This window comes from Propionigenium maris DSM 9537 (assembly GCF_027925155.1).
Classification (GTDB): domain Bacteria; phylum Fusobacteriota; class Fusobacteriia; order Fusobacteriales; family Fusobacteriaceae; genus Propionigenium; species Propionigenium maris.
This window is the reverse complement of sequence record NZ_BSDY01000003.1, coordinates 223372-248817: the sequence shown is the minus strand read 5'-3', so window position 1 is coordinate 248817 and position 25446 is coordinate 223372. Positions and strand designations below refer to the sequence as shown.

General features: G+C 43.8%; 23 protein-coding genes and 1 riboswitch. Of the genes, 16 read left to right on the top strand and 7 right to left on the bottom strand.

The features are described 5' to 3' along the window. Nucleotides 1-4: 4 nt before the first annotated feature. Complete coding sequence (locus QMG11_RS04540) at nt 5-925, bottom strand: hypothetical protein (protein WP_281833813.1); 921 nt, start codon at nt 923-925, stop codon at nt 5-7. 498 nt (nt 926-1423) lie between these two features. Between QMG11_RS04540 and QMG11_RS04535 the strand changes: the two genes are divergently transcribed. From QMG11_RS04535 to brnQ, 3 genes are all read left to right on the top strand, one after another. After that, nucleotides 1424-3037, top strand: a complete 1614-nt coding sequence (locus QMG11_RS04535; protein WP_281833812.1) for a gamma-glutamyltransferase family protein — start codon at nt 1424-1426, stop codon at nt 3035-3037. A 429-nt stretch (nt 3038-3466) separates the two neighbouring features. Continuing rightward, a complete protein-coding gene (locus tag QMG11_RS04530; protein WP_281833810.1) occupies nt 3467-4651 on the top strand; it encodes a dicarboxylate/amino acid:cation symporter in 1185 nt (394 codons plus the stop codon). Nucleotides 4652-5062: 411 nt separating this feature from the next. Next, the gene (brnQ, locus tag QMG11_RS04525) at nt 5063-6367 is read left to right on the top strand and encodes a branched-chain amino acid transport system II carrier protein (protein ID WP_281833809.1); all 1305 of its coding nucleotides are present in this window, start codon (nt 5063-5065) and stop codon (nt 6365-6367) included. A 478-nt stretch (nt 6368-6845) separates the two neighbouring features. Here the strand turns inward: brnQ and QMG11_RS04520 are convergent, their stop codons facing one another. After that, nucleotides 6846-7148 (bottom strand): hypothetical protein, encoded by a 303-nt coding sequence (locus tag QMG11_RS04520; protein ID WP_281833808.1) that lies wholly within the window; start codon nt 7146-7148, stop codon nt 6846-6848. A 34-nt stretch (nt 7149-7182) separates the two neighbouring features. Here QMG11_RS04520 and QMG11_RS04515 point away from each other — a divergent pair, with 34 nt between their 5' ends. Together QMG11_RS04515 and QMG11_RS04510 are read left to right on the top strand one after the other, a co-directional pair. Then, nucleotides 7183-7356, top strand: a complete 174-nt coding sequence (locus QMG11_RS04515) for a hypothetical protein (protein ID WP_281833806.1) — start codon at nt 7183-7185, stop codon at nt 7354-7356. Next, the gene (locus tag QMG11_RS04510) at nt 7353-7829 is read left to right on the top strand and encodes a GyrI-like domain-containing protein (RefSeq protein WP_281833804.1); all 477 of its coding nucleotides are present in this window, start codon (nt 7353-7355) and stop codon (nt 7827-7829) included. The genes QMG11_RS04515 and QMG11_RS04510 overlap by 4 nt, the downstream gene beginning before the upstream one ends. 91 nt (nt 7830-7920) lie before the next feature. Here QMG11_RS04510 and QMG11_RS04505 read toward each other — a convergent pair whose 3' ends face one another. Beyond that, complete coding sequence (locus QMG11_RS04505; RefSeq protein WP_281833802.1) at nt 7921-8451, bottom strand: macro domain-containing protein; 531 nt, start codon at nt 8449-8451, stop codon at nt 7921-7923. A gap of 86 nt (nt 8452-8537) precedes the next feature. Next, nucleotides 8538-9737 carry a sodium/glutamate symporter gene (gltS, locus tag QMG11_RS04500; protein WP_281833864.1) on the bottom strand — a complete coding sequence of 400 codons (1200 nt, stop codon included), beginning with the start codon at nt 9735-9737 and terminating at the stop codon, nt 8538-8540. A gap of 644 nt (nt 9738-10381) precedes the next feature. Here gltS and atoD point away from each other — a divergent pair. The 11 genes from atoD (at nt 10382) to QMG11_RS04445 (ending at nt 21456) form a co-directional block, all read left to right on the top strand. Next, nucleotides 10382-11029 (top strand): acetate CoA-transferase subunit alpha, encoded by a 648-nt coding sequence (gene atoD, locus QMG11_RS04495; RefSeq protein ID WP_281833800.1) that lies wholly within the window; start codon nt 10382-10384, stop codon nt 11027-11029. A 16-nt stretch (nt 11030-11045) separates the two neighbouring features. Continuing rightward, entirely contained in the window at nt 11046-11699 is a 654-nt protein-coding gene (locus tag QMG11_RS04490) for a 3-oxoacid CoA-transferase subunit B (RefSeq protein WP_281833798.1), read from the top strand. An 87-nt stretch (nt 11700-11786) separates the two neighbouring features. Continuing rightward, nucleotides 11787-11968, top strand: a riboswitch (Lysine riboswitch). A gap of 85 nt (nt 11969-12053) precedes the next feature. Next, a complete protein-coding gene (gene kal / locus QMG11_RS04485) occupies nt 12054-12443 on the top strand; it encodes a 3-aminobutyryl-CoA ammonia lyase (RefSeq protein ID WP_281833797.1) in 390 nt (129 codons plus the stop codon). A 21-nt stretch (nt 12444-12464) separates the two neighbouring features. After that, nucleotides 12465-13280, top strand: a complete 816-nt coding sequence (gene kce / locus QMG11_RS04480; RefSeq protein ID WP_281833796.1) for a 3-keto-5-aminohexanoate cleavage enzyme — start codon at nt 12465-12467, stop codon at nt 13278-13280. A 64-nt stretch (nt 13281-13344) separates the two neighbouring features. Next, nucleotides 13345-14379, top strand: coding sequence for an L-erythro-3,5-diaminohexanoate dehydrogenase (gene kdd, locus QMG11_RS04475; protein ID WP_281833794.1), 1035 nt, complete (start codon nt 13345-13347; stop codon nt 14377-14379). A 121-nt stretch (nt 14380-14500) separates the two neighbouring features. Continuing rightward, the gene (gene kamA, locus QMG11_RS04470) at nt 14501-15793 is read left to right on the top strand and encodes a lysine 2,3-aminomutase (RefSeq protein ID WP_281833793.1); all 1293 of its coding nucleotides are present in this window, start codon (nt 14501-14503) and stop codon (nt 15791-15793) included. Beyond that, the gene (kamB, locus tag QMG11_RS04465) at nt 15780-16796 is read left to right on the top strand and encodes a lysine 5,6-aminomutase reactivase subunit KamB (RefSeq protein WP_281833791.1); all 1017 of its coding nucleotides are present in this window, start codon (nt 15780-15782) and stop codon (nt 16794-16796) included. The genes kamA and kamB overlap by 14 nt, the downstream gene beginning before the upstream one ends. Next, nucleotides 16793-18247 (top strand): lysine 5,6-aminomutase reactivase ATPase KamC, encoded by a 1455-nt coding sequence (gene kamC / locus QMG11_RS04460; RefSeq protein WP_281833789.1) that lies wholly within the window; start codon nt 16793-16795, stop codon nt 18245-18247. Before kamB ends, kamC begins: the two co-directional genes overlap by 4 nt. A gap of 1 nt (nt 18248) precedes the next feature. After that, nucleotides 18249-19805, top strand: coding sequence for a lysine 5,6-aminomutase subunit alpha (gene kamD, locus QMG11_RS04455; protein ID WP_281833787.1), 1557 nt, complete (start codon nt 18249-18251; stop codon nt 19803-19805). Then, nucleotides 19805-20593 carry a lysine 5,6-aminomutase subunit beta gene (kamE, locus tag QMG11_RS04450; protein ID WP_281833786.1) on the top strand — a complete coding sequence of 263 codons (789 nt, stop codon included), beginning with the start codon at nt 19805-19807 and terminating at the stop codon, nt 20591-20593. The genes kamD and kamE overlap by 1 nt, the downstream gene beginning before the upstream one ends. Before the next feature lie 224 nt (nt 20594-20817). Continuing rightward, nucleotides 20818-21456 (top strand): Crp/Fnr family transcriptional regulator, encoded by a 639-nt coding sequence (locus tag QMG11_RS04445; RefSeq protein ID WP_281833784.1) that lies wholly within the window; start codon nt 20818-20820, stop codon nt 21454-21456. Between the two features lie 74 nt (nt 21457-21530). On the opposite strand, the gene QMG11_RS04440 is transcribed toward QMG11_RS04445, so the two are convergent. The 3 genes from QMG11_RS04440 to QMG11_RS04430 all read right to left on the bottom strand — a co-directional run bounded on the left by QMG11_RS04440 (nt 21531) and on the right by QMG11_RS04430 (nt 25384). After that, on the bottom strand, nt 21531-22919 hold the full coding sequence (locus QMG11_RS04440) for an APC family permease (RefSeq protein ID WP_281833782.1): 1389 nt from the start codon (nt 22917-22919) through the stop codon (nt 21531-21533). Nucleotides 22920-23163: 244 nt separating this feature from the next. Next, entirely contained in the window at nt 23164-23835 is a 672-nt protein-coding gene (locus QMG11_RS04435) for a response regulator (protein WP_281833781.1), read from the bottom strand. Beyond that, the gene (locus QMG11_RS04430; protein WP_281833779.1) at nt 23828-25384 is read right to left on the bottom strand and encodes an ATP-binding protein; all 1557 of its coding nucleotides are present in this window, start codon (nt 25382-25384) and stop codon (nt 23828-23830) included. Before QMG11_RS04430 ends, QMG11_RS04435 begins: the two co-directional genes overlap by 8 nt. Nucleotides 25385-25446 lie beyond the last annotated feature (62 nt).

The window sequence follows — 25446 nt, the reverse complement described above, 5'->3', positions numbered from 1 at the left end:
CTCCTTACAAGTGAACCACACCTAATTGTACAATTCCGCTATATGACCCTATTTCAAAATGTTCAACTGGGTTCCTCGGACTTACTGTTAAGTTGAGAGGATAGCTATTAGGATACATGCTGTCATTTCTCGTAAAAGTCATCGTTCCTGAGCTATTCCCATCTACATCTACATCTACGTCTATTAGTATCGAACTGTTCCCGCTATTTCCCCCTGTCATAGTAATCTCCCTAGGGAAAGATAACGTGAACCGCTCACCTGCTTGGGCGTTAAAGTCTATAGTTCCTTGAGCGTTCTTCCCTATTAAACTTCCCTCTAGAACACCAAAATCAATGTCTCTGCAGTAGAGGTCCATTGGATAAGTATGTATTATCTCCGTTGAGTTATTGGTCCAGTGGGTATTCGACTTCTTCTCCCAGTAATAAGCCCCCCATGAAAAAGTAACCGGCCTCCGTCTCGCCACAAAATGCATCTTTATGTCCAGTGTCAGCCTGTCGCTAGTAAGGTCTCTATCTCTTTTATAATACTGAACCCCGTCTTTATCTGTGTCATGGCTCCAATTTGCACCATCTTGTGCCGTCGGGGTTATAGAAAGGCCATCTGCAGTTTCCCCCTTTACTGCCGCCTTATCCACACCCCATCTTGCGTATGCATTGTCTCTGTTCTTGGGGTATAGCTCCGCAGTAAATGCATTATCCAGTGTGAAGGTGAAGTTAGGAGAGCTAGTCCAATCATATATGATTATTTTTTTTGGGCCTGTCATCCTCGCGTAATAAGGCTGTCCGCTTTCACCGGTTTTGGCTTCCACAGTGACGATATCTCCGTAACCTATACCATCAAAATATCCCTCACCATAAAAAATTCCGGAAAATAATGAGCTGGAAAATAATAATCCGGCTATCACCAATTCTTTTCTTAGAAACATAACCCCCTCCTATTTCATCTCTGCCTCTCTTCTAAAATTTCTAGCCTCTCTTTTAAGTGTCTATGGAGATCCTCTGAATCCACTTCCGAAAAGTTAATTGCATTAAGTTTAAATCCGAACTTATGGAAACCTCTTTATTCCCCCTGCTTCCCCAAAAGCCAGGCAAATAAATCCGCTAAAATACTACTAAGATATAAGTCTGTTGACCTCCCAGGCTGTGTATTTATAATGATTAACAGATTCTTATTCAGGGGCATTATATTAGATGTAAGTGAAAAAAACTTCCTCTGAGCGGAAACTTGTCTTTTAAAGACGAACTTAATGTAAATTTAAGGTTGACGCGGTGCATGAGGGAGAGGTCACTGTAAAAGCTAAATTTAATAAAGGGAATCCCTTGAATCAGCATAAAGGTGAGGTATGATACTTAACTGTTTCTGTCTATGCCGGGAGGAAGATCCCGGTCACAGGAAGAGTTTAATCCATAGATGAGGAGGAGATATGATGAACTTTAACTGCAACTACCAGCCCTTTCCATCCAAGAGATACACAACCATAGCCAAAAACGGAATGGTCCTCACCTCCCAGCCCCTGGCAGCAGGTGCCGGCCTGGATATCCTCAAAAAAGGGGGGAACGCAGTAGATGCGGCCATAGCCACCGCAGCCTGCCTAACAGTGGTGGAGCCCACATCCAACGGTATAGGAAGCGACGCCTTTGCCATTGTATGGATAAAAAAGGATGAGAAGCTCTACGGGATAAACGGAAGCGGAAGATCCCCCATGGGGATCTCCATAGAAAAATTAAGAGCAGCTGGTCATGAGGAGATGCCCCAGCTTGGGTGGACCCCGGTGACTGTATCGGGAGCTCCCGGTACCTGGGCAGCACTGAATAAGCGCTTTGGGAAGCTTAGCTTAAGGGAGTGTCTGGAACCGGCTATAAGCTATGCCAGGGAGGGATATCCCGTCTCTCCAACCCTGGGTTACAACTGGAAGAAAGCCTATGAAAGGTACTCTGAGATACTGAAGGGGGAGGAGTACAGGGAGTGGTTCGATACCTTTACCATAGATGGAAGATGCCCTGAGGTAGGGGATGTAATAAAGCTTGAAGATCACGCCAGAACCCTTGAAAGCATTGGGGAGACCAATGGAGAGAGCTTCTACAGGGGGGAGATAGCTGACAAGATAGACAGGGCCTCCAGAAAGTACGGTGGATATATCAGAAGGGAGGACTATGCAGCCTTTGAGCCTCAGTGGGTGGACCCCATAAGGCTCAGCTACAGGGGGTATGAGATCTGCGAGCTCCCCCCCAACGGCCAGGGGATAGTGGCCCTCATGGCCCTGAATATCCTCAGGGGGTATGACCTCTCAGAGAGGGACAGTGTGGATACCCTCCACAAGCAGCTGGAGGCTATGAAGCTGGCCTTTGCCGACGGGAAGAAGTATATAACAGATCCTTTAGAGATGAGGTACAGGGGCAGGGACTTCTTAAAGGAGGAGTATGGGGAGAAGAGAAGGGGGCTCATAGGGGAGAGGGCTGGTGATCCGGAGCCTGGTAAACCTCCCGGGGGAGGGACGGTGTACCTGTGTACAGGGGACAGCGGGGGGAATATGGTCTCCTTTATCCAGAGTAACTACATGGGCTTCGGGTCGGGGATAGTTGTTGAGGGCACCGGGATTGCCCTCCAGAACCGCGGGGCGGACTTCTCCCTGGACCCCCAGGCGGCCAACGCCCTGAAGCCCGGCAAACGCACCTACCACACAATAATTCCAGGCTTTATCCTCAGGGATAATAGAGCGGTGGGGCCCTTTGGAGTCATGGGGGGATATATGCAGCCCCAGGGACACGTCCAGGTGGTGATGAACCTCATAGATTTCGGCCTCAATCCCCAGATGGCCCTGGATGCCCCCAGGTGGAGGTGGGTAGAGGGCAGGAGAGTAGAGGTGGAGAGCCACTTTCCTATCCACCTGGTGGATGCCCTGGAGGCCAGGGGGCATGAGGTGGGAATATCCCCTGCAAGGGGATCCTTTGGTAGGGGACAGATAATCATCCAGAGGGACGGTGTCTACTACGGGGGGACGGAGTCCCGTACCGATGGCTCCGTGGCCTGTTACTGAATTTATTTTTCCAGAGGGTCTGAGGATGCCTCTCCATTTGGATTCTGAGCCCTTATAGAGGGCCACCCCTTGTATTATCACCCTTATTTTCTTAGAATCGGTTTAAGAAGCCTGTTGTATACCTTTAAAATAATAAATTAAAAACCGATCGTTCGAATATTTTAATAAAAGGACCATATAAACCCTTAGTAGGGTTTATACGGTCCTTATTTAGGAGTTTTTTCCATGGAAATCACAGGTAAGGGTACTTTATAGATGATCAGCTTAAAATCAGCTTAAAGTATTTTATTTAGATCTTCTCCTTCCTACTAAAACCCTGGAGCTATACTAAAACAAAACTTAAAGTTCTGAAACGGTATAGAAAACTAAAGAAAAATAGGATATACTCGGTGTATTAAAATTTCACAGTTGAAAGAGGGGGATGTTTAGATGAAGAAGATGGGTTTACTGCCTAAGCTTATCCTGGCGATAATCATAGGTGTATTAATTGGAAAGACTGGTATGGAACTACCGGTGAGGCTGCTGGCAACATTCAGCGGAATTTTTGGAAACTTCCTGGGGTTTGTTATACCCCTGCTTATAATTGGTTTTGTCGCTCCTGGAATCGGGGATCTGGGAAAGGGAGCTGGAAAGCTTCTGGGAATAACTGCAGGGATAGCTTACCTGTCAACGGTATTTGCAGGGACACTGGCCTTTGTGGTTAACTCAGCGGTGCTGCCTAAGCTTATCACAGAGGGAGCTCTGGATCTCAGCGAGGGAGGGGGAAGAACGGCATCGGCCCTCTTTACCATCGATATGCCGCCGGTGATGGGGGTTATGACGGCACTCCTTATTGCTTTTACTATCGGTCTTGGAATGGCAAGTATAGAGGGGAATGCCCTTAAAAATGTAATGAATGAGTTTCTGGCTATCATTGAAAAAGTTGTAAAGGGGATCGTTATCCCGCTTCTGCCCTTCCACATTGCAGGAATCTTTGCAGGAATGGCTTACTCTGGAGAGGCTGAGATGGTTATGAGTACCTTCTTCAAGGTGTTTATCGTGATCCTTCTTCTTCACTTTACAATGCTTACCCTTCAGTACTTTATAGCGGGAGCGTTAACGGGAACAAGCCCTATAAGGCTTATTAAAAATATGGTGCCGGCATACCTGACAGCTATCGGTACCCAGTCCTCGGCAGCAACTATTCCGGTGACTCTTAACCAGACACTGAAGAATGGTGTAAAGCCTGGGATTGCTGAGTTTTCAGTGCCCCTGTGTGCTACAATCCACCTGTCTGGGAGTACAATAACCCTTACAAGCTGTGCCATGGCGGTAATGCTTCTCACAGGAATGGGTTATACCTTTGCAGGAATGTTTGGCTTCATCATGATGCTTGGAGTTACAATGGTTGCAGCTCCTGGGGTACCAGGAGGAGCAGTTGTGGCGGCTCTGGGACTTCTGGCTTCCATGCTGGGATTCAATGAGGCTATGCTGGGACTTATGATGGCTCTCTATATGGCACAGGATTCCCTTGGAACTGCCTGCAACGTAACTGGAGACGGAGCTATAGCTATCCTAGTAAATAAGGTTTCCGGAAACAAGCTAGAGGTTAAAGAGGAAGCTGGAATTATCTAAAGAAAAAGAAGAGATAAAAGGGTTACCTGGATTGGGTAGCCCTTTTTTATTATCCATATAATAGAAGTTATATCCTACCTTTTTGTTGTTTAACTTTTTCCCTCTATGAAAAAATCTGAAAATACTTCTCTGAAAACGCCTCTATATCTTGATCTACGATAAAAAAATATCAATGTTTAAAAAAGTAAATTTTCAAAGTCAATAAAATAAGTGTTTTTAAAAGTAAAAAATAAAAAAAACGAAAAAAAATGATCAATTATTGATTTAAAAAAATTAAGATTGTATATAAATCTTAAAGATCCTGTATATTTAAAATTGATAATTTAACATTTTAGTACTAAAAAAAAGAACGGTGTTTGGCGGATAGGTGGGATTTAAGGAGGCAGTTAAAATAATATATTGGAGGTAAGTATGAAAAATAAGGATGTATTTATTTTTGGCTTGGCCATATTTGCTATGTTTTTTGGAGCGGGGAACCTGATCTTTCCCCCAGAGATAGGAATGGTCTCCGGGGAGGAGTGGCTCAAGGCAGCCATGGGGTTCTTTATGACTGGAATAGCCCTCCCAGTGTGTGGTCTTATGGCTTTCAGCCAGGCTGGAGGTACAGACAACTTTGCAGTGAAGGTGTCGGGAAGGTTTAATACCCTCTACTTCATGCTATTGATCATAGCCATAGGTCCCATGCTGGGAATACCCAGAACGGGGGCCACAGTCTATGAGATGGGAGTGGTGACCAACTTTGGTGAGGTAAATCCCCTGGTAGTATCCAGCCTCTACTTTACTCTGGTACTCCTTCTGGTTATAAGACCCAATAAACTCATAGACACCATAGGAAAGTACCTTACCCCTATAATTCTTGCTATCCTGGCAGCTATCATAGTAAAGGGAGTTGTGTTTAAGATAGGGGTTCCTGGGGAGAAGCTCATAGAGGAGAGTACCTTCTCCTACGGTTTTCTGGGGGGATATCAGACTATGGATGCCATAACCTCTGTTCTTCTGGGAACTATAGTTATCAAGGGTCTCAGAGAGAGCGGGTATATGGATAAGAGGGTTCAGAGATCCATGATCATGAGATCGGGTCTTGTGGCAGGAGTGGGGATGGCTCTTGTATATGGGGGACTTCTCTATCTGGGATCTATGGTAAACGGAAACGCAGGTGCCCTTAGCAGATCGGCCCTAACCATGCACCTTGCTGTGGCTACCCTGGGAGATCTCGGAAAGGTTGCTCTGGGTCTCTGTGTAACAGTTGCCTGTCTTACCACTTCCATAGCCCTGGTTGCCATAACATCGGACTTCTTTTCCAAGGAGTTTAAGCTCTCCTACAGGCTTACAGCCATAGTCATCTGCTCTTTTTCAGCCCTCCTGGCAGCTAATGGAGTGGGATTTATAGTAAGGATAGCTGTTCCCATCCTCACCCTGCTATATCCAGTTACCATAGTGCTAATAACATTGAATATCCTCAGGGTGGAGGAGAGCCCTATCTATAAGGCGTGTGTAGGGACAACCCTTCTTCTGAGCTTAGGTGAGCTCATAAACAGGTATGCCCCGGTGGGGGTATTGGAGGAGATCTTTAAGAATATTCCTCTGAGCTCCTATGGTTTTGCCTGGCTTCTCCCAGCTCTCTCTGCAGCTCTTATCACAAAGGGATTTCTTATTACCTGGAGAAGGGGAGTGGAGGGAAGAAGGAAGCTCTCTGTGAGTGAGAGGAAGGTATAGTATATTTTTTATTCTTAGGGAGGGGCTAGGTTTTGAAAAATTTTAGAAACCATACTACTATAATATATCTTACTTGTTCATTTCTTTTGTCACCCAAAAGAAACGAACCAAAGAAAATGTGCCCCTCTTTATAATTTCTTATGAGTAGAGTTGTTAATCTACGGCCTTTTTAAGCTACAGTCCTCCCTTTTGGTGTAATCTTTGTGGTTTAGAGGTGCGGAACTTATTTTGTTGTACGGCCTAGTTTATGATTAAGCTCAAAGCTAGATCGATATAAAGAGGGAAGAAGATCTATATCTAAAAAAACATAGGGAATGAGCATGTTTTTTAAGCTACATTCCCTGAAATTTTGTAAATAAATACCGATTAAATTTTGGTAATATTTGTAGGTCCACGATTAAAAAATATAATAAAAGTTTGAAGAATTATTTTCAGAGCTGAATTAATTTGTTGTTGAAAGGACCTGTAAAAGTAAAGCCTACCTCTTCTTCAGGTGAAGCTTGAAGATCCTTTTTCTCAGAGCTCCAATCTTCCTTATATTTAGCTTAGGGTTTTTACTGGTAAGGGCCCTGAAGAAAACATAGGTGTAGGTGGTAAAGGGCAGGGGAAAGAAGAACATCACCGAGGGAACTACCCCCTTCTTCTTGATAGGCTGTTCCTTATACTTGTCAGTTCCCAAATATCCCAGCCACAGGTTTTGACAGAGGGCCCCGATACCTCCTACCAGGACGATGGCTATGCTAAGGAATATAATTGAACTTGAAACTATAATATTTACCATAGGGATATCACCGCCTGATCTGAGAGAGATTGAGATGGAGAAGGAGCCTCCAGAGCTGCTTCGGTTATTCACTGATACACCGAGGCAGTTGTCTATAGATATATTTAAGGGGAAGGGTAAAATTCCTTTTATTCTCAGAGGAAAGGTGGATAAATTCAAGGAATGGCTGGGGATATCCTGTATAAGAGGTTCAGGAGGTGTTGTATGAAAGCAAGGATAGTAAGTATAGAGGAGATAAGGGTTGCAGGGAAGCTGGTAGAGGCAGACTCCCAGAAGGGAGAGGTAGATTTTCCAGGAGCCTGGAAGGAGTATTTTGAGGTTCTCAGTAAAACGGGGAATTTAGATTGGGGAAGGGAGTACTTTGGATACTCTAAAAATTATATGGAGAGGGATGGACGAACTACCTTTGATTATCTTATCTCCATGAGGATAGATGATTATAGGGAGATCCCCCACGGATTTATAAGGGAGATTATTCCAGGGGGGAGGTATGCCATCTACACCTACAGGGGAGAACTGAACCCCCAGAGGGTGAGGAGGTTTTACGATGATATCTACTTCAGGTGGCTCAGGGAGGACGGTCTTACCCCCAGCAGAAATGAGTGCTTTGAATACTACGATTCAAGGTTTAAGGAGGGTTCGGAGGAGTCTGAGTATGATGTGTGGGTCCCTGTAATATAGTGCTTAAGATAGGAAAAATATTTAGATACACCAAGAAACCCCCTCCAGCTGGAGGGGGTTACCTTTTTGAGTTTTTTACCGCCTTGAATTTTTAAGCACTTTTATTGAGGTATAGCAGGTAGGCCTTCTTATAACTCTCATAGGTGAGGGAGTCGTAGCATACCAGGTAAACCATCTCCATCCTGTCTCCATACTCCCTGAGGAAGTTATAGATGGTCTCCACAGCTATGTGGGAAGCTTTTTCCAGGGGAAAGTTACGTGTTCCCGTGCTGATAGAGGGAAAAGCAATTGTTGTAGCGTTTAATTCAAGGGCTGTATTCAGGGAGTTCCAGTAGGAAGCTGCCAGAAGCTTCTCCTCATTAAAGAAGCCTCCCCTCCAGATAGGACTGGCAGTGTGAATTATCTGACTGGCTGTCATATTGTAGGCTTTGGTAACCTTTACCTGACCTATGGGACAACCATTGAGTGACCTGCACTCCTCTTCTATCTCCTGCCCGCAAACCTCTCTTATGGCACTATCCACCGCCCCTCCCTCAAGAAGGGTAGTGCTCGATGAGTTCACGATAACCTCTACCTCCTGCTTCACCAGGTCTCCCATGACTATATCTAATTTCTTCTTCATATATACTCCTAAAACTATGTAGTTAAGATACTTCTTCCAATGGATATCTCCTTCAGATATCTCTTATCGTCCTTAATTTAAAGGTTTTAACCAAACATATTCATAAAGAAAGTGATTACACTTGCGTTGGCAAAATCTATGAAGAGGCTTCCTACTAGGGGAAGGATGAAGAATGCTCTCGGTGCAAAGGTATATTTCTCAGAAAGAGCACCCATGTTGGCCATGGCATTTGGTGTAGCTCCCATACCGAATCCACAGTGTCCGCAAGACATTACAGCAGCTTCGTAGTCCTTACCCATAATGTTAAATGTAATGAAGTATGCAAATGCTCCCATTAGAAGTCCCTGAGCCAGAAGCATAACCACAAGAGGTCCAGCAAGGCTAGCAAGCTGCCATAACTTTAATCCCATTAGAGCTAACGACAGGAACAGTGAAAGGGAGATATCTCCGAAGATAGCAATCTCTCTTGATTTTAAGTCGAATAACTTTGCATCAGCAAGGTTTCTCATAATTGCAGCGGCAAACATCGCTCCGATATATACTGGGAATGTCATACCTGTAAGGGTAAGAAGCTTAGAAATAAGAGTTCCTGCCCCCATTGCAATGATGATCTGGAATGCAGCCCAAGTAAGTCTGTCCTCATCCAGAGTCTTTACCTCGTGGATATCCTGAGTTTCCTCCATCTCAACCTCTCTGATACCGTCAAGGGTTTCCATAAGTCCGTTTTTCTTGATAAGAGTCTGTCCGATAGGTCCTCCGATCATAGAACCAAAGATAAGACCGAATGTAGCAGCAGCCATAGCTACAGTTGTAGCTCCAGTAGCTCCAGCCTGCTCAAATAGAGGAGCGAATGCACCAGATGTACCGTGTCCTCCAGTCATAGGTGTAGAACCTGTAGCAAGACCGATCAGCGGGTTAAGTCCAAACACCTTAGCAAGGGATACTCCCACAACATTTTGAAGTACAACAAGGATAAGAGCCAGTAAAAGGAAGATTCCAACCTGCATTCCACCCTTCTTAAGTAGCTTTAAACTAGCTGTAAATCCTACAGTTGTAAAGAACGCCACCATAAGGACTGTTTTAAGTCCAAAATCCATATTTAGCTCGAAAGCCCCACTAACGTATCCAGCCAGAGTAAGGAAGGCAAAAAGTACACCACCAATTACCGGAGCAGGAATACAAAACTTTTCAAGAATATTAACTTTCTGTTTTAAAACTCTCCCAACGATAAGCAGAACAACAGCCAGAGCCAGTGTCTGTAGTAAATTTAATTCAATAATCATAATATCACACCCCTTATTTTAATTTGTTATAAACTCTCTATATGTAATAAGTATAGGGTTCATGTTACAGGAAACTACATAAAGTTACATAAATCAAGTATATATATATTCTATCATAGTATTTATATAATTAATAGTTTTTCTTTGTGCCTTATTTTAAAAGGGATACTTGCGATCTTTAAGGAACCCTGTTTTACGTAAAAAATACTTTTTGTAACAAAAAAGGTCGCAAAAATCAAAAATGATGATGGAGTTTTGAGGGGAAGGGTGGAGTTAAAAATTTAATTTTGAAGGAGGAGAGGATTAATTTTATTTAAGGGCGATCACTCTTGGAATCCTATAATTCCTTCCTCAAAATTATCCCTTTAAAACCCCTGAAGTTTTAAGAAAGGAAAACCCAGGGAAGGGATGAAGATAAAGGGAGGAAGCAGTTGTGAAAGGGCAGGTTTTTCCTAGGATCCAGCTAGTGGAGAGAGGGGGGAATTGGTAGTTCAGATGGGAGGTGTAGGAGCCTATAGAGGTGGGGAAATCGATAAGCTTCCCCTAGGGAAGGAAAAAAGATTAGTGTTGACTTTCTGAAAAAAAAAGATTAATAAATTACATGTAGTACGTCGAATGAGAACTTTTTAGGGAAAAGGAGTAGAAATATGAAAAAAATAATAACTGCAATGGAAGCGGTGGAGCATATTAAAGATGGCTGCAGCATAATGGTAGGAGGATTCCTGGGAGTTGGAACTCCAGAGAAGCTCATAGACGCCATAGTGGAAAAGGGAGTTAAGGACCTAACCATAATTGCCAACGACACAAGTTTTATAGATAAGGGAGTGGGAAGGCTGGTAGCCAATAAGCAGGTGAAGAAGGTAATAACATCCCACATTGGAACCAACCCAGAGACTGGAAACCAGATGAACAGCGGAGAGCTGGATGTGGAACTGGTACCTCAGGGAACCCTTGCTGAGAGAATAAGAGCCAAGGGAGCAGGGCTCGGAGGAGTCCTTACCCCAACTGGAATAGGAACTGTGGTAGCTGAGGGAAAGGAATCTCTCACTATAGATGACAGGGAGTACCTTCTTGAAAAACCCCTTGGGGCAGATGTAGCTCTAATCGGAGGTTATGTAGTGGATACCCATGGAAACACATCATATAAGAGTACCTCAAGAAACTTCAACCCTCTAATGGCAACTGCTGCAGATATTGTAATAGTGGGAGCTGAGGAGATAGTAGAGATAGGAGAACTAAACCCTGAAGAGGTTGTTACACCTAAAATTTTTGTAGACTACATTGTAAAAGAGTAATTGGAGGGATACTGAGATGGATAAGAAACTGATAAGAGAAGTTATAGCTAAGAGAGTTGCCCAGGAACTGAGAGACGGAGACGTTGTAAACCTGGGGATAGGTCTTCCTACCATGGTGGCTAACTATGTGCCCCAGGAGATGGATATAACCTTCCAGTCGGAAAATGGAATGCTTGGAATGGGGTCCCTTGCCGATGAGGAAACCATGGATAAGTACCTTACCAATGCAGGGGGACAGCATATTACAGCTCTTCCTGGAGCTTCCTACTTTGACAGCTCCATGTCCTTTTCCATTATAAGGGGAGGACACGTGGATGCCACAGTTCTTGGAGCTCTTCAGGTAGACTGTAAGGGGAACCTGGCAAACTGGATGATTCCTGGAAAGAAGGTACCTGGAATGGGTGGAGCAATGGACCTTGTTGTTGGAGCAAAAAAGGTGATTGTTGCCATGGAACACACAGCGAAGGGAAACCATAAGATACTGGAGGAGTGTAACCTTCCTCTCACAGCAGCTGGAGAGGTAAATCTCATCATTACTGAAAAGGGAGTACTGGAAGTGACCACTGAGGGATTGGTGCTAAAAGAAGTGAGCGAGTACTCATCCATTGACGATATAGTAGCATCTACAGGATCCAAAGTTATAATACCTGATCATTTTTGTAAGATGTAATTTTTAAATATTTTAAGACAAATCTATTGACAGCGAAAAAAACATACGGTATATATACATAATGTAAGGAATAAAGTTGATGAAAACTGAAAAAATAGAGGTGCATTTATGGAGGTAATCTGAGGATGTCAAGGGAAGGGACTCCCAATGACTCAGATGAAAGACTTAACTGCCGAAAGGAGTGGCTCGGTCCAGATGGGCGCTCCTTGGGGGTCACAGTAAAGCTGTGGCAACTGTCACGGGATATCCCGTGAAGAGCTATTTTCCACTTGAAGCTCGGACAGTTGCGGTTAGGTCGATACATAAGGGCGCCTTTTTTTAATGGAAATTTATAAGGTATAGGAGGATGGATAGATGGAAAACAAAGCTTTAATAAGAATGAGAATGAGCTGCCACGATGCACACTATGGGGGAAATCTGGTGGATGGAGCTAAGATGCTTCAGCTGTTTGGAGATGTGGCTACAGAGCTTCTTATCAGAAACGACGGAGACGAGGGATTATTCAAGGCCTATGACAGCGTAGAGTTTATGGCTCCAGTATATGCGGGAGATTACATAGAGGCTACTGGGGAGATCGTAAAGGTGGGAAACACTTCAAGAAAGATGGTCTTTGAAGCTAGAAAGGTGATAATTCCAAGACCAGATATAAGTGATTCAGCTGCAGAGGTACTTGAGGAGCCGATCATCGTGTGTAAGGCAAGCGGTACCTGCGTAACACCTAAAGACAAGCAGAGATTAGGTTAATTTTTAAGAGGGGGGATTATCTTGGAAAAACTCATTATAACTGCTGCAATATGCGGAGCAGAGGTAACTAAGGAGCACAACCCTGCAATTCCATACACTGTAGAGGAGATTGTAAGGGAAGCAAAGTCAGCCTATGAAGCGGGAGCTAGTATCATCCACCTTCATGTAAGAGAGGATGACGGTACTCCTACTCAGTGTAAGGACAGATTCAAGGTTTGTATAGATGCAATAAAGGCAGAGTGTCCAGATGTAATTGTTCAGCCTTCCACAGGGGGAGCAGCTTGGATGACAGCAGAGGAGAGAGCTCAGCCAGTGGAACTTGCTCCAGAGATGGCAACTCTTGACTGTGGTACTTTAAATTTCGGTGGAAGTGAAATATTTGTCAATACCGAGGATATGATAAAGCAGTTTGGCAGCATGATGATGGAAAAAAATGTAAAACCTGAGCTTGAGTGCTTTGACAAGAGTATGATCGACATGGCTGTAAGATTAAAGAAGAAGGGATTTATAAAGAAACCTGCTCACTTCAGCTTTGTTATGGGAGTTAACGGTGGTATCGGGGGATCTCTCAGAGACTTCCTATTCATGAGAAACAGCCTTCCATCAGATGCAACCTACTCAGTAGCTGGAATAGGAAGACACGAGTTTCCTCTGGCTACAGCAGCAATAATAGACGGAGGTCACGTAAGGGTAGGATTTGAGGATAACATCTACCTGGAAAGAGGAGTTCTGGCTAAGTCAAATGGAGAACTAGTGGAAAAGGTAGTGAGAATAGCCAAGGAGCTGGGAAGAGAGGTAGCAACACCAGCAGAGGCAAGAGAGATACTTGGATTATAGACAGCAAATCTAGATAAGAACAAATTAAAAAATAACTTTTACAAATATAGAGGGGGTAACAACAATGATAAAAGCATGTCCATTTGGAACACACAGAGTAATGGAGCCTAAGGGAACAATGCCTCAGGCGGCACAGAAGATAGACAACACTATGACTATTGCAGACAATGAGCTGTTACTTGACGTAATGACTTTAAATATCGATTCAGCGAGCTTCACTCAGGTAAAATCTGCTTGTAACTCAGACGTTGCTAAGATGGAAGAGATGATCACTGGTATCGTATCTGAGAGAGGAAAGATGCAGAACCCAGTAACTGGATCTGGTGGAATGCTAATCGGAGAGGTTAAGGAGATAGGTCCTAACTTCCCAGACAAGACTCTAAAGGTTGGAGATAAGCTGGCTACTCTAGTATCTCTTTCATTAACACCACTAAAGATAGAAAAGATCAAGAACATCAACCTGTCAAATGACCAGGTAGATATAGATGGTCAGGCAGTACTATTTGAGAGCGGAATCTACTCGGTACTTCCTGCAGACATCCCTGAGAAGCTTGCTCTTGCAGCGCTGGATGTAGCTGGAGCTCCTGCACAGGTTGAAAGACTTGTAAAGAAGGGAGACACTGTATGTATTATCGGTGGAGGAGGTAAGTCGGGAATCCTTTGTGCATACCAGGCAATGGTAAATGCAGGTCCAGATGGAAAGGTTATCGTAATCGAGTACAGCGAGGAGAACGCAAAGAGAATCCTGGATATGAACCTGGCTCACCACGTAATCGTAGCAGACGCTACTAAGCCAGTGGAGATCTATGAGAAGGTAAAGGAGATCACTGGAGAGGACGTATGCGATGTTGTAATCAACAACGTAAACGTGCCTAACACTGAGATGTCTTCTATCCTTATTACAAAGGATGACGGAATAGTTTACTTCTTCTCAATGGCTACATCATTCACTAAGGCTGCTCTAGGAGCTGAGGGAGTAGGTAAGGACGTTCAGATGATCGTCGGTAACGGATATGCGAAAAACCACGCTGATCTGACTCTTGGAATCATAAGAGATTCAGAGGTTATAAGAGAGTTATTTGAAAAGCTATATGTTTAATTAATACTGTCCAGCTGAGGCAGGGGGGAAACGCTTCAGCTGGATCAAAGGGGATCAAGGGGCTTAAAAGAAACAGATAGAGACTATATTAGTAGCATAAATTTAAGGGGGATATAGATAGATGAATTTAAACTATGAAGATAGAAAAAAAGCGATGTTTCCAAATGTAAGCGATGAGCAGTGGAATGACTGGAAGTGGCAGGTAAGAAACAGAATAGAGACACTAGAGGATCTTAAGAAGTATGTAAACCTTTCAGCTGAGGAGGAGGAGGGAGTAAAGACTACTATCTCTACTCTTAGAATGGGAATTACTCCATACTACCTTTCACTGATCGATCCAGCAAACCCAAACTGTCCAGTAAGAAAGCAGGCTATACCTACAGCAGCAGAGCTTCATAAATCAGAGTGCGACCTGCTAGATCCTCTACACGAGGATGAGGATTCACCTGTACCAGGACTTACTCACAGATATCCAGACAGAGTACTTCTACTAGTAACTGACCAGTGCTCTATGTACTGCAGACACTGTACTAGAAGAAGATTTGCAGGACAGACAGACGCAGCAATCGACATGAAAAATATCGACAGAGCTATCGACTATATCGCAGCTACACCTGTAATCAGAGATGTACTTCTATCTGGTGGGGATGCTCTTCTTATTTCAGATGAGAAGCTTGAGTATATCATAAAGAGACTTAGAGAGATTCCTCATGTAGAGGTAGTAAGAATAGGAAGTAGAGTTCCTGTGGTAATGCCTCAGAGAATCACTCCAGAGCTAGTTAACATGCTGAAGAAATACCACCCAGTATGGATCAACACACACTTCAACCACAAGGATGAGATCACAAGTGCATCCAAGGAAGCATGTAACCTAATGGCAAATGCTGGAATCCCACTAGGAAACCAGTCGGTACTACTAAGAGGGGTAAATGACTGTGTACACGTAATGAAGGACCTAGTACATGAGCTGGTAATGATGAGAGTAAGACCTTACTACATCTATCAGTGTGACCTTTCAGTGGGACTAGAGCACTTCAGAACACCAGTATCTAAGGGAATCGAGATCATAGAGGGACTAAGAGGACACACATCTGGTTACGCTGTACCTACATTTGTAGTGGATGCTCCAGGTGGAGGAGGAAAGACTCCTGTAATGCCTCAGTATGTTGTATCTCAGAGCCCTAACAAAGTAGTTCTTAGAAACTTTGAGGGAGTAATAACTACTTACAGTGAGCCAGCTTCCTACAAGGATGAGTGTCAGTGTGAGCACTGTAAGGAAGGACATTCAAATGACGGTGTGTCAAAACTTCTCAGCGGTAAGGAGATGGCACTAGAGCCTAAGAACCTTGCTAGACATGAGAGATCAAATACCCTTGCAAAGCATGAGTTTTCAGAGGGAAATGAAACTGCTTAATCTCTTTGAGGGACATGACACAGTCTCTATTATTGGAATGGAGAAGAATGTAGGGAAGACCACTGTACTCAATGCCATATTAGAGGAGTGCCGGGGAAGAAAGCAGGTAGCCCTCACCTCCATAGGGAGGGACGGCGAGGATACAGACAGGGTAACCTACACACACAAGCCAAAGATATATGTAGAGAGGGGAACTATCCTGGCTACGGCCAAGGAAGCCCTCTTTGGCAGTGATATAACAAGAGAGATCTTGGAAACTACCAATATAACCACCCCCATGGGAGAGGTGATCATAGCCAGAGCCCTAACCGATGGGTATGTGGATCTGGCAGGACCCTCTATCTCCACCCAGATATCCTATGTAAGAAAGAGGATGCTGGAGTATGGACCTGAGCTGGTGGTTATAGACGGAGCACTGGGAAGGATGGGGACCTTCAGGGGGGATAGCGCAGTTATCCTCTCTACGGGGGCCTCCCTTGCTCCAGGTATGGGAGAAGTTGTTGGAAAAACTCTTCATAGAATAGACCTGTTAAAACTTGAGAAGGCTCCAGAGAAGATACTGGACCTCTACAGGAAGAACTCCTCTGGGGAGAGGATAGTATTCATAGGAGAAACAGGTGGGGTGAAGAAGGTAGAGTTAGAGAGTGTACTAGAGGCAGATAAGCTTATTGTAGATGAGCTGGAGGAAGGATTTGACTATATCTTTATAAGGGGAGCTGTGGTGCCTGCACTGATAGAGAGACTTATAAAGAACAGACATAAATTTGAGAAGCTCAATATAGTAGCTGAGGACGGGATAAAGTTATTTATAGATCCTGCTCTCAGGAGAAAGGCCAACCTGTGCGGGATAAAGTTTAAGGTGTGTCAGAATATAAATTTGGTCGGACTCACCTGCAACCCAGTATCCCCCTTTGGATATAAGTTTGATTCAGAGGAGTTTCACAGCAGGCTGAAAGGTGCTGTAGATCTGCCGGTAATAGATGTAGTAGGGGGGAGAAGATGAGATATCTGGACAAGGAGCAGCGAAAAAAAATTGGATATGAATACATAGTAGAGAAGCTCCAGATACAGTCTCCCTATGGAAGAAGAAAGCTTCAGAATCTAAAACCCTATCTAAAGGGACAGGAGGATCTTCTGGCCCTTGAACATAGGAGGATAGAGAGGGTAAGGAAGATAGTGGATGACAGGACGCTCTACACCAAGGTGGAGATGCTCCTGATGAGGGTAAAGGATGTGGAAAATACCTGTATCTCCTGTGAAAAGGGGAAGGTACTGGATGAGGTGGAGCTCTATGAGCTCAAGGTTCAGAGTATGGTAATAGAGGAGATGAGGGGTCTCCTTTCAGACTTTGAGATAGAGGGAGTGAAGTTTACCTCTCAGGAGGAGATAACAGCCCTTCTGGATCCAAACAGGGATGGACTACCAACCTATCACATCTACAGCTCCTACTCGGAGAGGTTAAGGGAAATAAGGGATAAAAAAAGGGAATTGGAGAAGAGGATTATGGCCGGTGACCTTGATTCTGTAGAGGAACTCAGGGAGCAGAGGCTGGAAGTGGTTGTAGAAGAGGGAGCAGAGGAGCTTGTTATAAGAAAAGATCTCTCTAAGAAGTTAGAACCTCTCATGGAGGGGATGCTGGAAAATATAGCAGCCCTGGGAAGGCTGGATCTACTCCTAGCCAAGGGAAGGTTCTGTAACCACTTTAACCTGGTATCTCCCAAAATCAATAGTGAAAGTAAGATTTCAGCCAAGAACCTCATAAATCTCCAGATAAAGGAGATGGTAGAGGGGCAGGGGCAGGAGTATACTCCTATAGATGTAGAGCTGTCCAAGGGGACCACTGTAATTACAGGGGCCAACATGGGTGGAAAAACTGTGGCGCTCAAGACGATTACACTAAATGTCTTCCTCTTTCAGATGGGGTTCTATCCCATGGGAGAGGGTGTATCGATGCCGTTATTTGACTTTATAGACTTCATCTCAGATGATATGCAGGATATAAGCAAGGGTCTCAGTACCTTCGGAGCAGAGATGATGAAGTTGAAGGAGATAATGATATTCCTACACAGGGGTCAGGGCTTTGTAGCCCTGGATGAATTTGCCCGGGGGACCAACCCCTATGAGGGGCAGAAGATAGCCAAGAGTCTGGGAGAGTACTTAAATGACTTTGGGACTATAAGCCTTATGGCAACCCACTACGACGGGGTGGTCAACGAGGACATAGTTCACTATCAGGTAGTGGGCTTGAGGGATGTAGATTTTGAGAAGCTCAAGAGAAAGATCGACTTAAATAAGAGGGGCTCCATAGGGATCCTTCAAAAATATATGGATTACAGACTGGAGAGGTGTGAGGGATACGAGGCTCCCAAGGATGCACTGAATATAACCATGCTACTTGGGATACATGAGGATTTTACCCATCATATCTTGAAAAATTACAAGGGGGAAAGTTAGGATGCAAGGAAAATTAAATCTAAACTGGGACAGAGTGGCGAAAGCCCGTGAATCAGCAAAAAATATAGCTGTGGATGCACAGAACTTTATAGACCTGCACACAACAGTATCAGTGGAAAGAACTATCTGTAGACTGCTTGGAATAGACGGAATAGATGAGTTTGAGGTACCACTACCAAACGTAGTTGTGGACCACATAAGTGAAAAGGGAAATATCGGTCTGGGAGCAGCTCAGTATATAGGTAATGCCATGGTAGAGACTGGAATGTCTCCTCAGGAGGTAGCTGAGGCAGTGGCAAAGAAGGAGCTTGACCTAACTAAGATCAACTGGCACGATGCCTTTGAGATCAAGCTTGCTATAGACAAGGTTGCTGTGGAAAATGTAGAGAAGATAAGAGTAAACAGAGAGAAGAGGGAGTCATTCCTGGATACTCACGGAGATAAATCAGGACCATACCTATATGTTATCGTAGCTACTGGAAACATCTATGAGGATGTAACTCAGGCAGTGGCTGCAGCAAAGCAGGGAGCAGACGTAATCGCAGTAATCAGAACTACAGGTCAGTCCCTTCTTGACTTTGTACCATATGGTGCTACTACAGAGGGATTCGGTGGAACTATGGCCACTCAGGAGAACTTCAAGATAATGAGGGAAGCTCTGGACAAGGTAGGAGAAGAGGAAGGAAGATATATAAGACTGTGTAACTACTGTTCTGGACTATGTATGCCAGAGATCGCAGCTATGGGAGCCTTCGAAAGACTGGATGTAATGCTAAACGACGCTCTCTACGGAATCCTATTTAGAGATATCAATATGAAGAGAACTATGGTAGACCAGTACTTCTCAAGAATCATCAATGGATTTGCTGGTGTAATTATAAATACAGGTGAGGATAACTACCTGACAACTGCAGATGCTGTAGAGGAAGCTCACACAGTACTTGCATCTCAGTTTATCAATGAGCAGTTTGCACTATTTGCAGGACTTCCAGAGGAGCAGATGGGACTAGGACACGCATTTGAGATCGATCCAAATGTAGAAAACGGATTCCTGTTAGAGCTTTCTCAGGCTCAGATGGCAAGGGAGATCTTCCCTAAGGCGCCACTTAAGTATATGCCGCCTACAAAGTTCATGACTGGAAATATATTTAAGGGACATGTACAGGATGCCCTATTTAACATGGTAACTATCATGACTGGTCAGAAGCTTCACCTGCTGGGAATGATGACCGAGGCGATCCATACACCGCTTATGTCTGACAGAGCCCTTTCAATTGAAAATGCAAGATATATCTTCAACAATATGAAGGATCTGGGAGATGAGATTACATACAAGCCAAATGGAATCATCACAAACAGAGCTGAGGAAGTACTAAATAAAGCAACGGATCTTCTTGAGGTTATCGAGGGAGAGGGAATCTTCACTACCCTTGAAAAGGGAATCTTTGCAGGTATCAAGAGACCTGCAGATGGAGGAAAAGGACTTTCTGGAGTATTTAAGAAGGAAGAGGCTTACTTCAATCCATTTATCAAGTTAATGCACGGAGGTATGAACTAATGTCTGGAGGATTATATTCTACTGAATCTAAGGATTTCGATAAAACACTGGATCTCACTAAGCTGAGACCATATGGAGATACAATGAATGACGGTAAGGTGCAGGTGAGTCTTACTCTTCCTGTAAAGGCTTGTGAGAGGGGAGCAGAGGCTGCTATCCAGCTTGCAAAGCAGATGGGACTTAATAATCCCGCTGTATCCCACTATGAGGCTCTGGATAAGGAGTTTTCATTCTATGTAGTATATGGAAACCTGTTACACCATGTAAACTATGAGGATATCCACGTGGAAACAGTGGATGTGGAAACTATGGATATGCATGGGGTAGAGGAGTTCATCGATGAAAATATCAAGAGAGATGTAGTAATCGTTGGAGCAAGTACTGGTACAGATGCTCACACTGTTGGTATAGATGCTGTAATGAATATGAAGGGATACGCTGGTCACTACGGACTTGAGAGATACAAGGGAGTAGAGGCATACAACCTGGGATCTCAGGTTGCCAACGAGGAGTTTGTAAAGAAGGCAATAGAGCTAAAGGCCGATGCACTTCTGGTATCTCAGACTGTAACTCAGAAGGATGTACACATCCAAAACCTTACTCACCTGGTAGAGCTTCTTGAGGCTGAGGGAATCAGAGACAAGGTAATACTAATTGCAGGGGGAGCAAGAATCACCCATGAACTGGCTAAGGAGCTAGGATATGATGCAGGATTCGGACCTGGAAAGTATGCAGATGATGTGGCTACCTTTGTAGTGGAAGAGATGGTAAAGAGAGGGGTTAAGTAAATAGAGAAACCTCAGGGCACCGGAGCAATCCGGTGCTTTTTTATTATTAAGGAAAGTATAGAATTATAAGTTATTGACCTTGATAAAAAACAGTTACATGAGGTTAGAAAGGGTGGAGCGTCACGCTCCTTTTTATTGCTCTCCATGAAGGTAATAGATACCATGAAAAAGTTGAATTTCGTCACCATCTGTGGTATCTTCTATAAAATCAGGGGGGAGAGTCTATGAATACAGAGTATAGAAGTGTATTTGATGAGGAAAAGCAGAACAGGATGAGAGGGTTCTTTTTGAGGGAGGTGGGACCCACAGGAAAGGTAGAGACCTATAAGAGGGGGAGGGTAAATATATCCCTCAATGATTCAGGGGGAGAGGAGCAGCTCATATACAACCTTTCTCCAGGGGAGATCCTGGGAGAATTTGAGATCCTTTCGGGAGTAGGGCAGAACTATCTGCTACATTTTTTAGAGGAAACGGAGCTTTGGAGGATACCTAAGAGGAGGGTAGAAAGGATCCTGGAAAAGAACAGCAGTATCTACTCCCATTTTATCCACAGTATGACAAGGAAGTACAATATCGCCCTCTATCAGGTGACCTACAACAGGTTTTATTCCAGCGAGGAGAGGATAGTGGAGTTTCTTCTGAGGCTTGCAAGGTCCAGGTATCCAGAGAGGGAGAGAAACGTGGAAGTAGAGGGGTATACCCACGGGGATATAGGAAACAATATAAATGTATCCAGGGTGGGGGTAACCAACCTCCTAAAAAAGTTGAAGGCTCTGGGGCTTATAGAGGTGAGGAGAAGGTCCATAGTTATAGTATCCATGGAAAAGCTCTTTGAGTATAGGGAGGAGATCAGGAAAAGTTAGAGGGTTCTATTTTCAACTTTTAGAATAAAAAAAGAAGGAGCAGCATGCTCCTTTTTTTTTATTTGATACTATAACTATGCAGGCTCAAAGTCCTTGGAAGCTGTATAGATAATGAAGCCAGTTAGGGAGAAGAGGATGTAGAAGATCAGTACCGGCAGATTTGTTTTTGCGTAGGCTGCAAACAAACCGTAGCCTCCAAAGATAGTTCCTGCTATCGCTATGGCAGACAGAAGCTTTACCATAGGTGCTCTAAACTCCCTTACTGCCTCTGGTTCAGTTCTTCTGAGCTTCAGTACCCCTAGAATAGTTATGGAGTAGTATACGTAGAAGATCAATATCGTAATATCAGCCAGCATTCCTAAAACCCCCTCTATTCCCTCTACTCCCCCGATAACCACTCCCCCTCCCATATAGAGGAGAGAGATGATGAGAGCAGTAAACCCGGAAAATATAGGGGTGTCTGTTTTTATATCAACTTTTCTAAGTTTTTCAGCCATGGGGAAATCCCTTCTCTCTGCCAGAGCATAGGGAGCTCTCACATATGCCAGGGTAAAGGAGTTAAGCACTCCCAGGGCAGATATGAGGATGGCTATATTTAATAGTCTTCCTGCACTTGAGCCAAATAACCTTACTACAATACTGGCGCTGTCTGCTCCTCCAGACCCCAGGGCCTCTGCTGTGGCCACTTTGAATACCCCAAAGGTAAAGAGAAGGTAGAAGAGTGCCACAAGAATCAGTCCCCCAGCTATGGCTCTGGGAACATTTTTCTCTGGGTTTTTAACCTCCTTTGAAACAATTCCAAGGAAGATCCAACCCTCCAGAGCAAAGAGTGCCGGTGCCAGGGCTGCTGCCACCTTTGTGATAAAATCCTGTCCAGAAGCTTCTGTTACAGCTGCCATATTTCCACCTACACTTGTAATGGGGTCTCCTGAAAATATAATTCCAAAGATTCCCACAAGCAGTAGGGGAATGATCTTGATAAAGGTTGATCCCACCTGGATGGCCCCTCCAAGCTTTGGCTGGTAGATATTTATTAAGAAGCTAGTGGTTACCAGTACAACTGCCAGGATAATCTGCTCTATACCGCTTCCTCCCCTTCCAAGAAGGGCCACATAAAACTGTCCTGCAACAAACCAGGAGATCAGTGCCAGGTTTGCAGGGAGGTAGAGGAAGGTCTGGGTAAATCCAGCTCCGAACCCGATCCTTTTGCTCCAGCTCCTCTCTAGAAAGGACTGTACCCCCCCGGTGTCTGTATCCATAGAGGATATTTCAGCTATTACTATTGCAGCTGCTACAACCATTAAAATTCCTACTACCCATGCTGTTAAAACTGCATTAAAGTCTCCTCCAGTAAGGGCTGTCATGGCTGGAGCCCTGAAAAAAATCCCCACTCCGATAACTGTACCCATAACCAGTGCAAATGCTGTTACAATACCATATTTAGCCTTTATATTCTCCTTCATCTCTGCTCCCTTCCCACTTCAAGATATCAATTTAATTCCTAATATACCAATAAGATCACTAATATTAGTATACTTTAAATGGGATAATATTCTTTTTTTTTGGTATAGCAATAAAGGACCCTCTGTGAAAGGGCCCTTTAAATGAAAGGTTTTTATATTGGTTTAAATTATTCATAGGATCTTGTTGATAGATATTTTGTATTTAATCGATTTTTCCTAGGAATACTCCTTCTTTCAGGGATCTCTAGCTGATAAACTGGTAGTTGTATTCTGGTCTTCCCACATTTCCGTGGGTAGTGGTAACCCTTACCCTCTTCATCTCCTCCAAGTAATCCATGTATTTTTTAATTGTAACGTTACTTACACTGAGTTCCCTTGAGATCTCTCTGAGCGTCCACACCCTTCCGACTTCTCTGGAGATAAGCTCGATTACTCTTTTCAGAGTCTTCTCATGAAGTCCCTTGGGCAGGTCTTCTCCTTCACTTTGAAGATCCCTGTAATAGGTGTCCAGCTCCCTCTGGCTGATGTTATTTTCTTTAAGAATTTCATGCTTCATCCTATACTTATTTAGAGCTTCTTTAAATCTCGCTGCTTCAAAGGGCTTTACCAGATAATCCACAACCCCGTAAGCCATTGCCTTCTTTACATCCTCTATGGTATTGGCTGCTGTTACCATTATCACGTCAACGAGGTATCCCCTCTCCCTTATATTTCTGAGGATTGTTAAACCATCCCCCTCTGGAAGGAAGACATCCAGTATGATGAGATCTATATCTTCTTTTTTTAGTGCCTCAAGAACTTCCTGCTGGTTTACAGCAGTTGACACAACCTGAAATCCCTCTACCATCTCCACATAACTTCTATTTATCATAGCTACCATAGGATCATCTTCAACTATCAATACCCTTTTAATCATTCCTGTCTCCCTTCAAAAGCCCTACACAAAATCTTTTTCCCTCAGATGTTTCCTCTATATCTATGCTTCCTTTATATAACTCCACCCTGTTCATTACCAGGTATAGACCAGTTCCCCTTCCCTCTCCCTTAGAGGATATCCCTCTCTTAAAGATATCTTCCCTGATCTCAGGGGGAATTTGCTGAGCGTTATCAAATAAGGAGATACTGATCCGCTTATCATCTTCCACTACATGTAGTTCTACAACTTTTCCCTGCTGACCACTGTGGGAAAAAGCCTCAAATGCATTTTCAATGAGGTTTCCTATAATAGTGATTAGGTCATTATAGGATATGATACCATGTTTTTCTCTGAGAAGGGACCCTTCCTTTATTCTGAAGTTTATCCTCTGCTCCTTGGCGATCCCGGCTTTTCCCATGAGCATTCCACGTATATAGTAGTCCTCTATTCCCCTGAACTTCTTGTCGTCACCAGCTTCCGTATCTTTTACCTCTATAAGGTACTTCTTTGCCATGTCGTACCTCTCAAGCTCCATCAGTCCAAGTATTACATGGAGTCTGTTTTTAAACTCATGTATATTGGCCCTCATTCCCTGTATTATCTGGTGAACCCCTGTAATCTCCTCTGCCACCTCGTCTATCTGATCACTGCTGTTGAGAGTTATAACAGAACCCAGGTAGACACTCTCCTTCACCAGGGGATGGATGCTTACAAAAACTCTCCTTCCTGCAACAATCATCTCCTTCATGGGAATAACCTCTCTCTTAGTGATGTGAGTTTTTACATAATTGATGAAATCTTCTGGAGGGAGGCCTGAAAATAATTTATTGTATGCAGCATTTACCTCTCTGATTCCTCCCAGATCATCTAAAGCGATTATTCCCTCACTAATATTATTCAGTATAACCAGCTTTTCACGATAGAGTCTGGCTATCTCCTCTGGTTCGAGACCCAGCATCTTTGTCTTAACCCCCTTTGCAAAGATTCCAGCCAGCAGCCAGGTAATTAAAAGTACCCCAGTAAATAGAAGGAGATATATAGCTGTTGTCCTCTTATTTAGGAGCTTCAGCTCGCTGTAATACTTACCTATCATAACAAAACCAACCTGTTTGCCATCCAGGTAGATGGGTTCAAATCTCCTTGTAGTAACTCCCTGAGACCCCTTAAATGTTGAGTAATAGGCTTTTCCCTCCCTTAAGACAGGCCACTTATCTTCATTGACAAAGACATCTCCTATCTGCTCCTCATCCAGATGGGAGTATTTTACCCCTCTCATATCGGCTACTACTATTATATCCACATCATCCAGCTGCTCCACAAGGCTGCCTGCATACTCCTGTATCTCCCCTCCTATCCTACCCTCACTTAGTTTTTTCTGAATGAAGGGAGTTTTACTGACATTTACCGCCATCCTGTAGAGGGTCTGCTTGATTCTCTCATCTGTTGAACTGATCTTGTCATATATAAAGATCCCATAGGACAGTAATAGTGGTATGAAGGCAGTAAGCATCGCCCATATTATTACTTTCTTCTCAAACTTTCCCCTCACCTTGGATCATCTCCTTTAATAACCACATAGATTAATCTCTTTTATTCTCTAATCTCTTTATA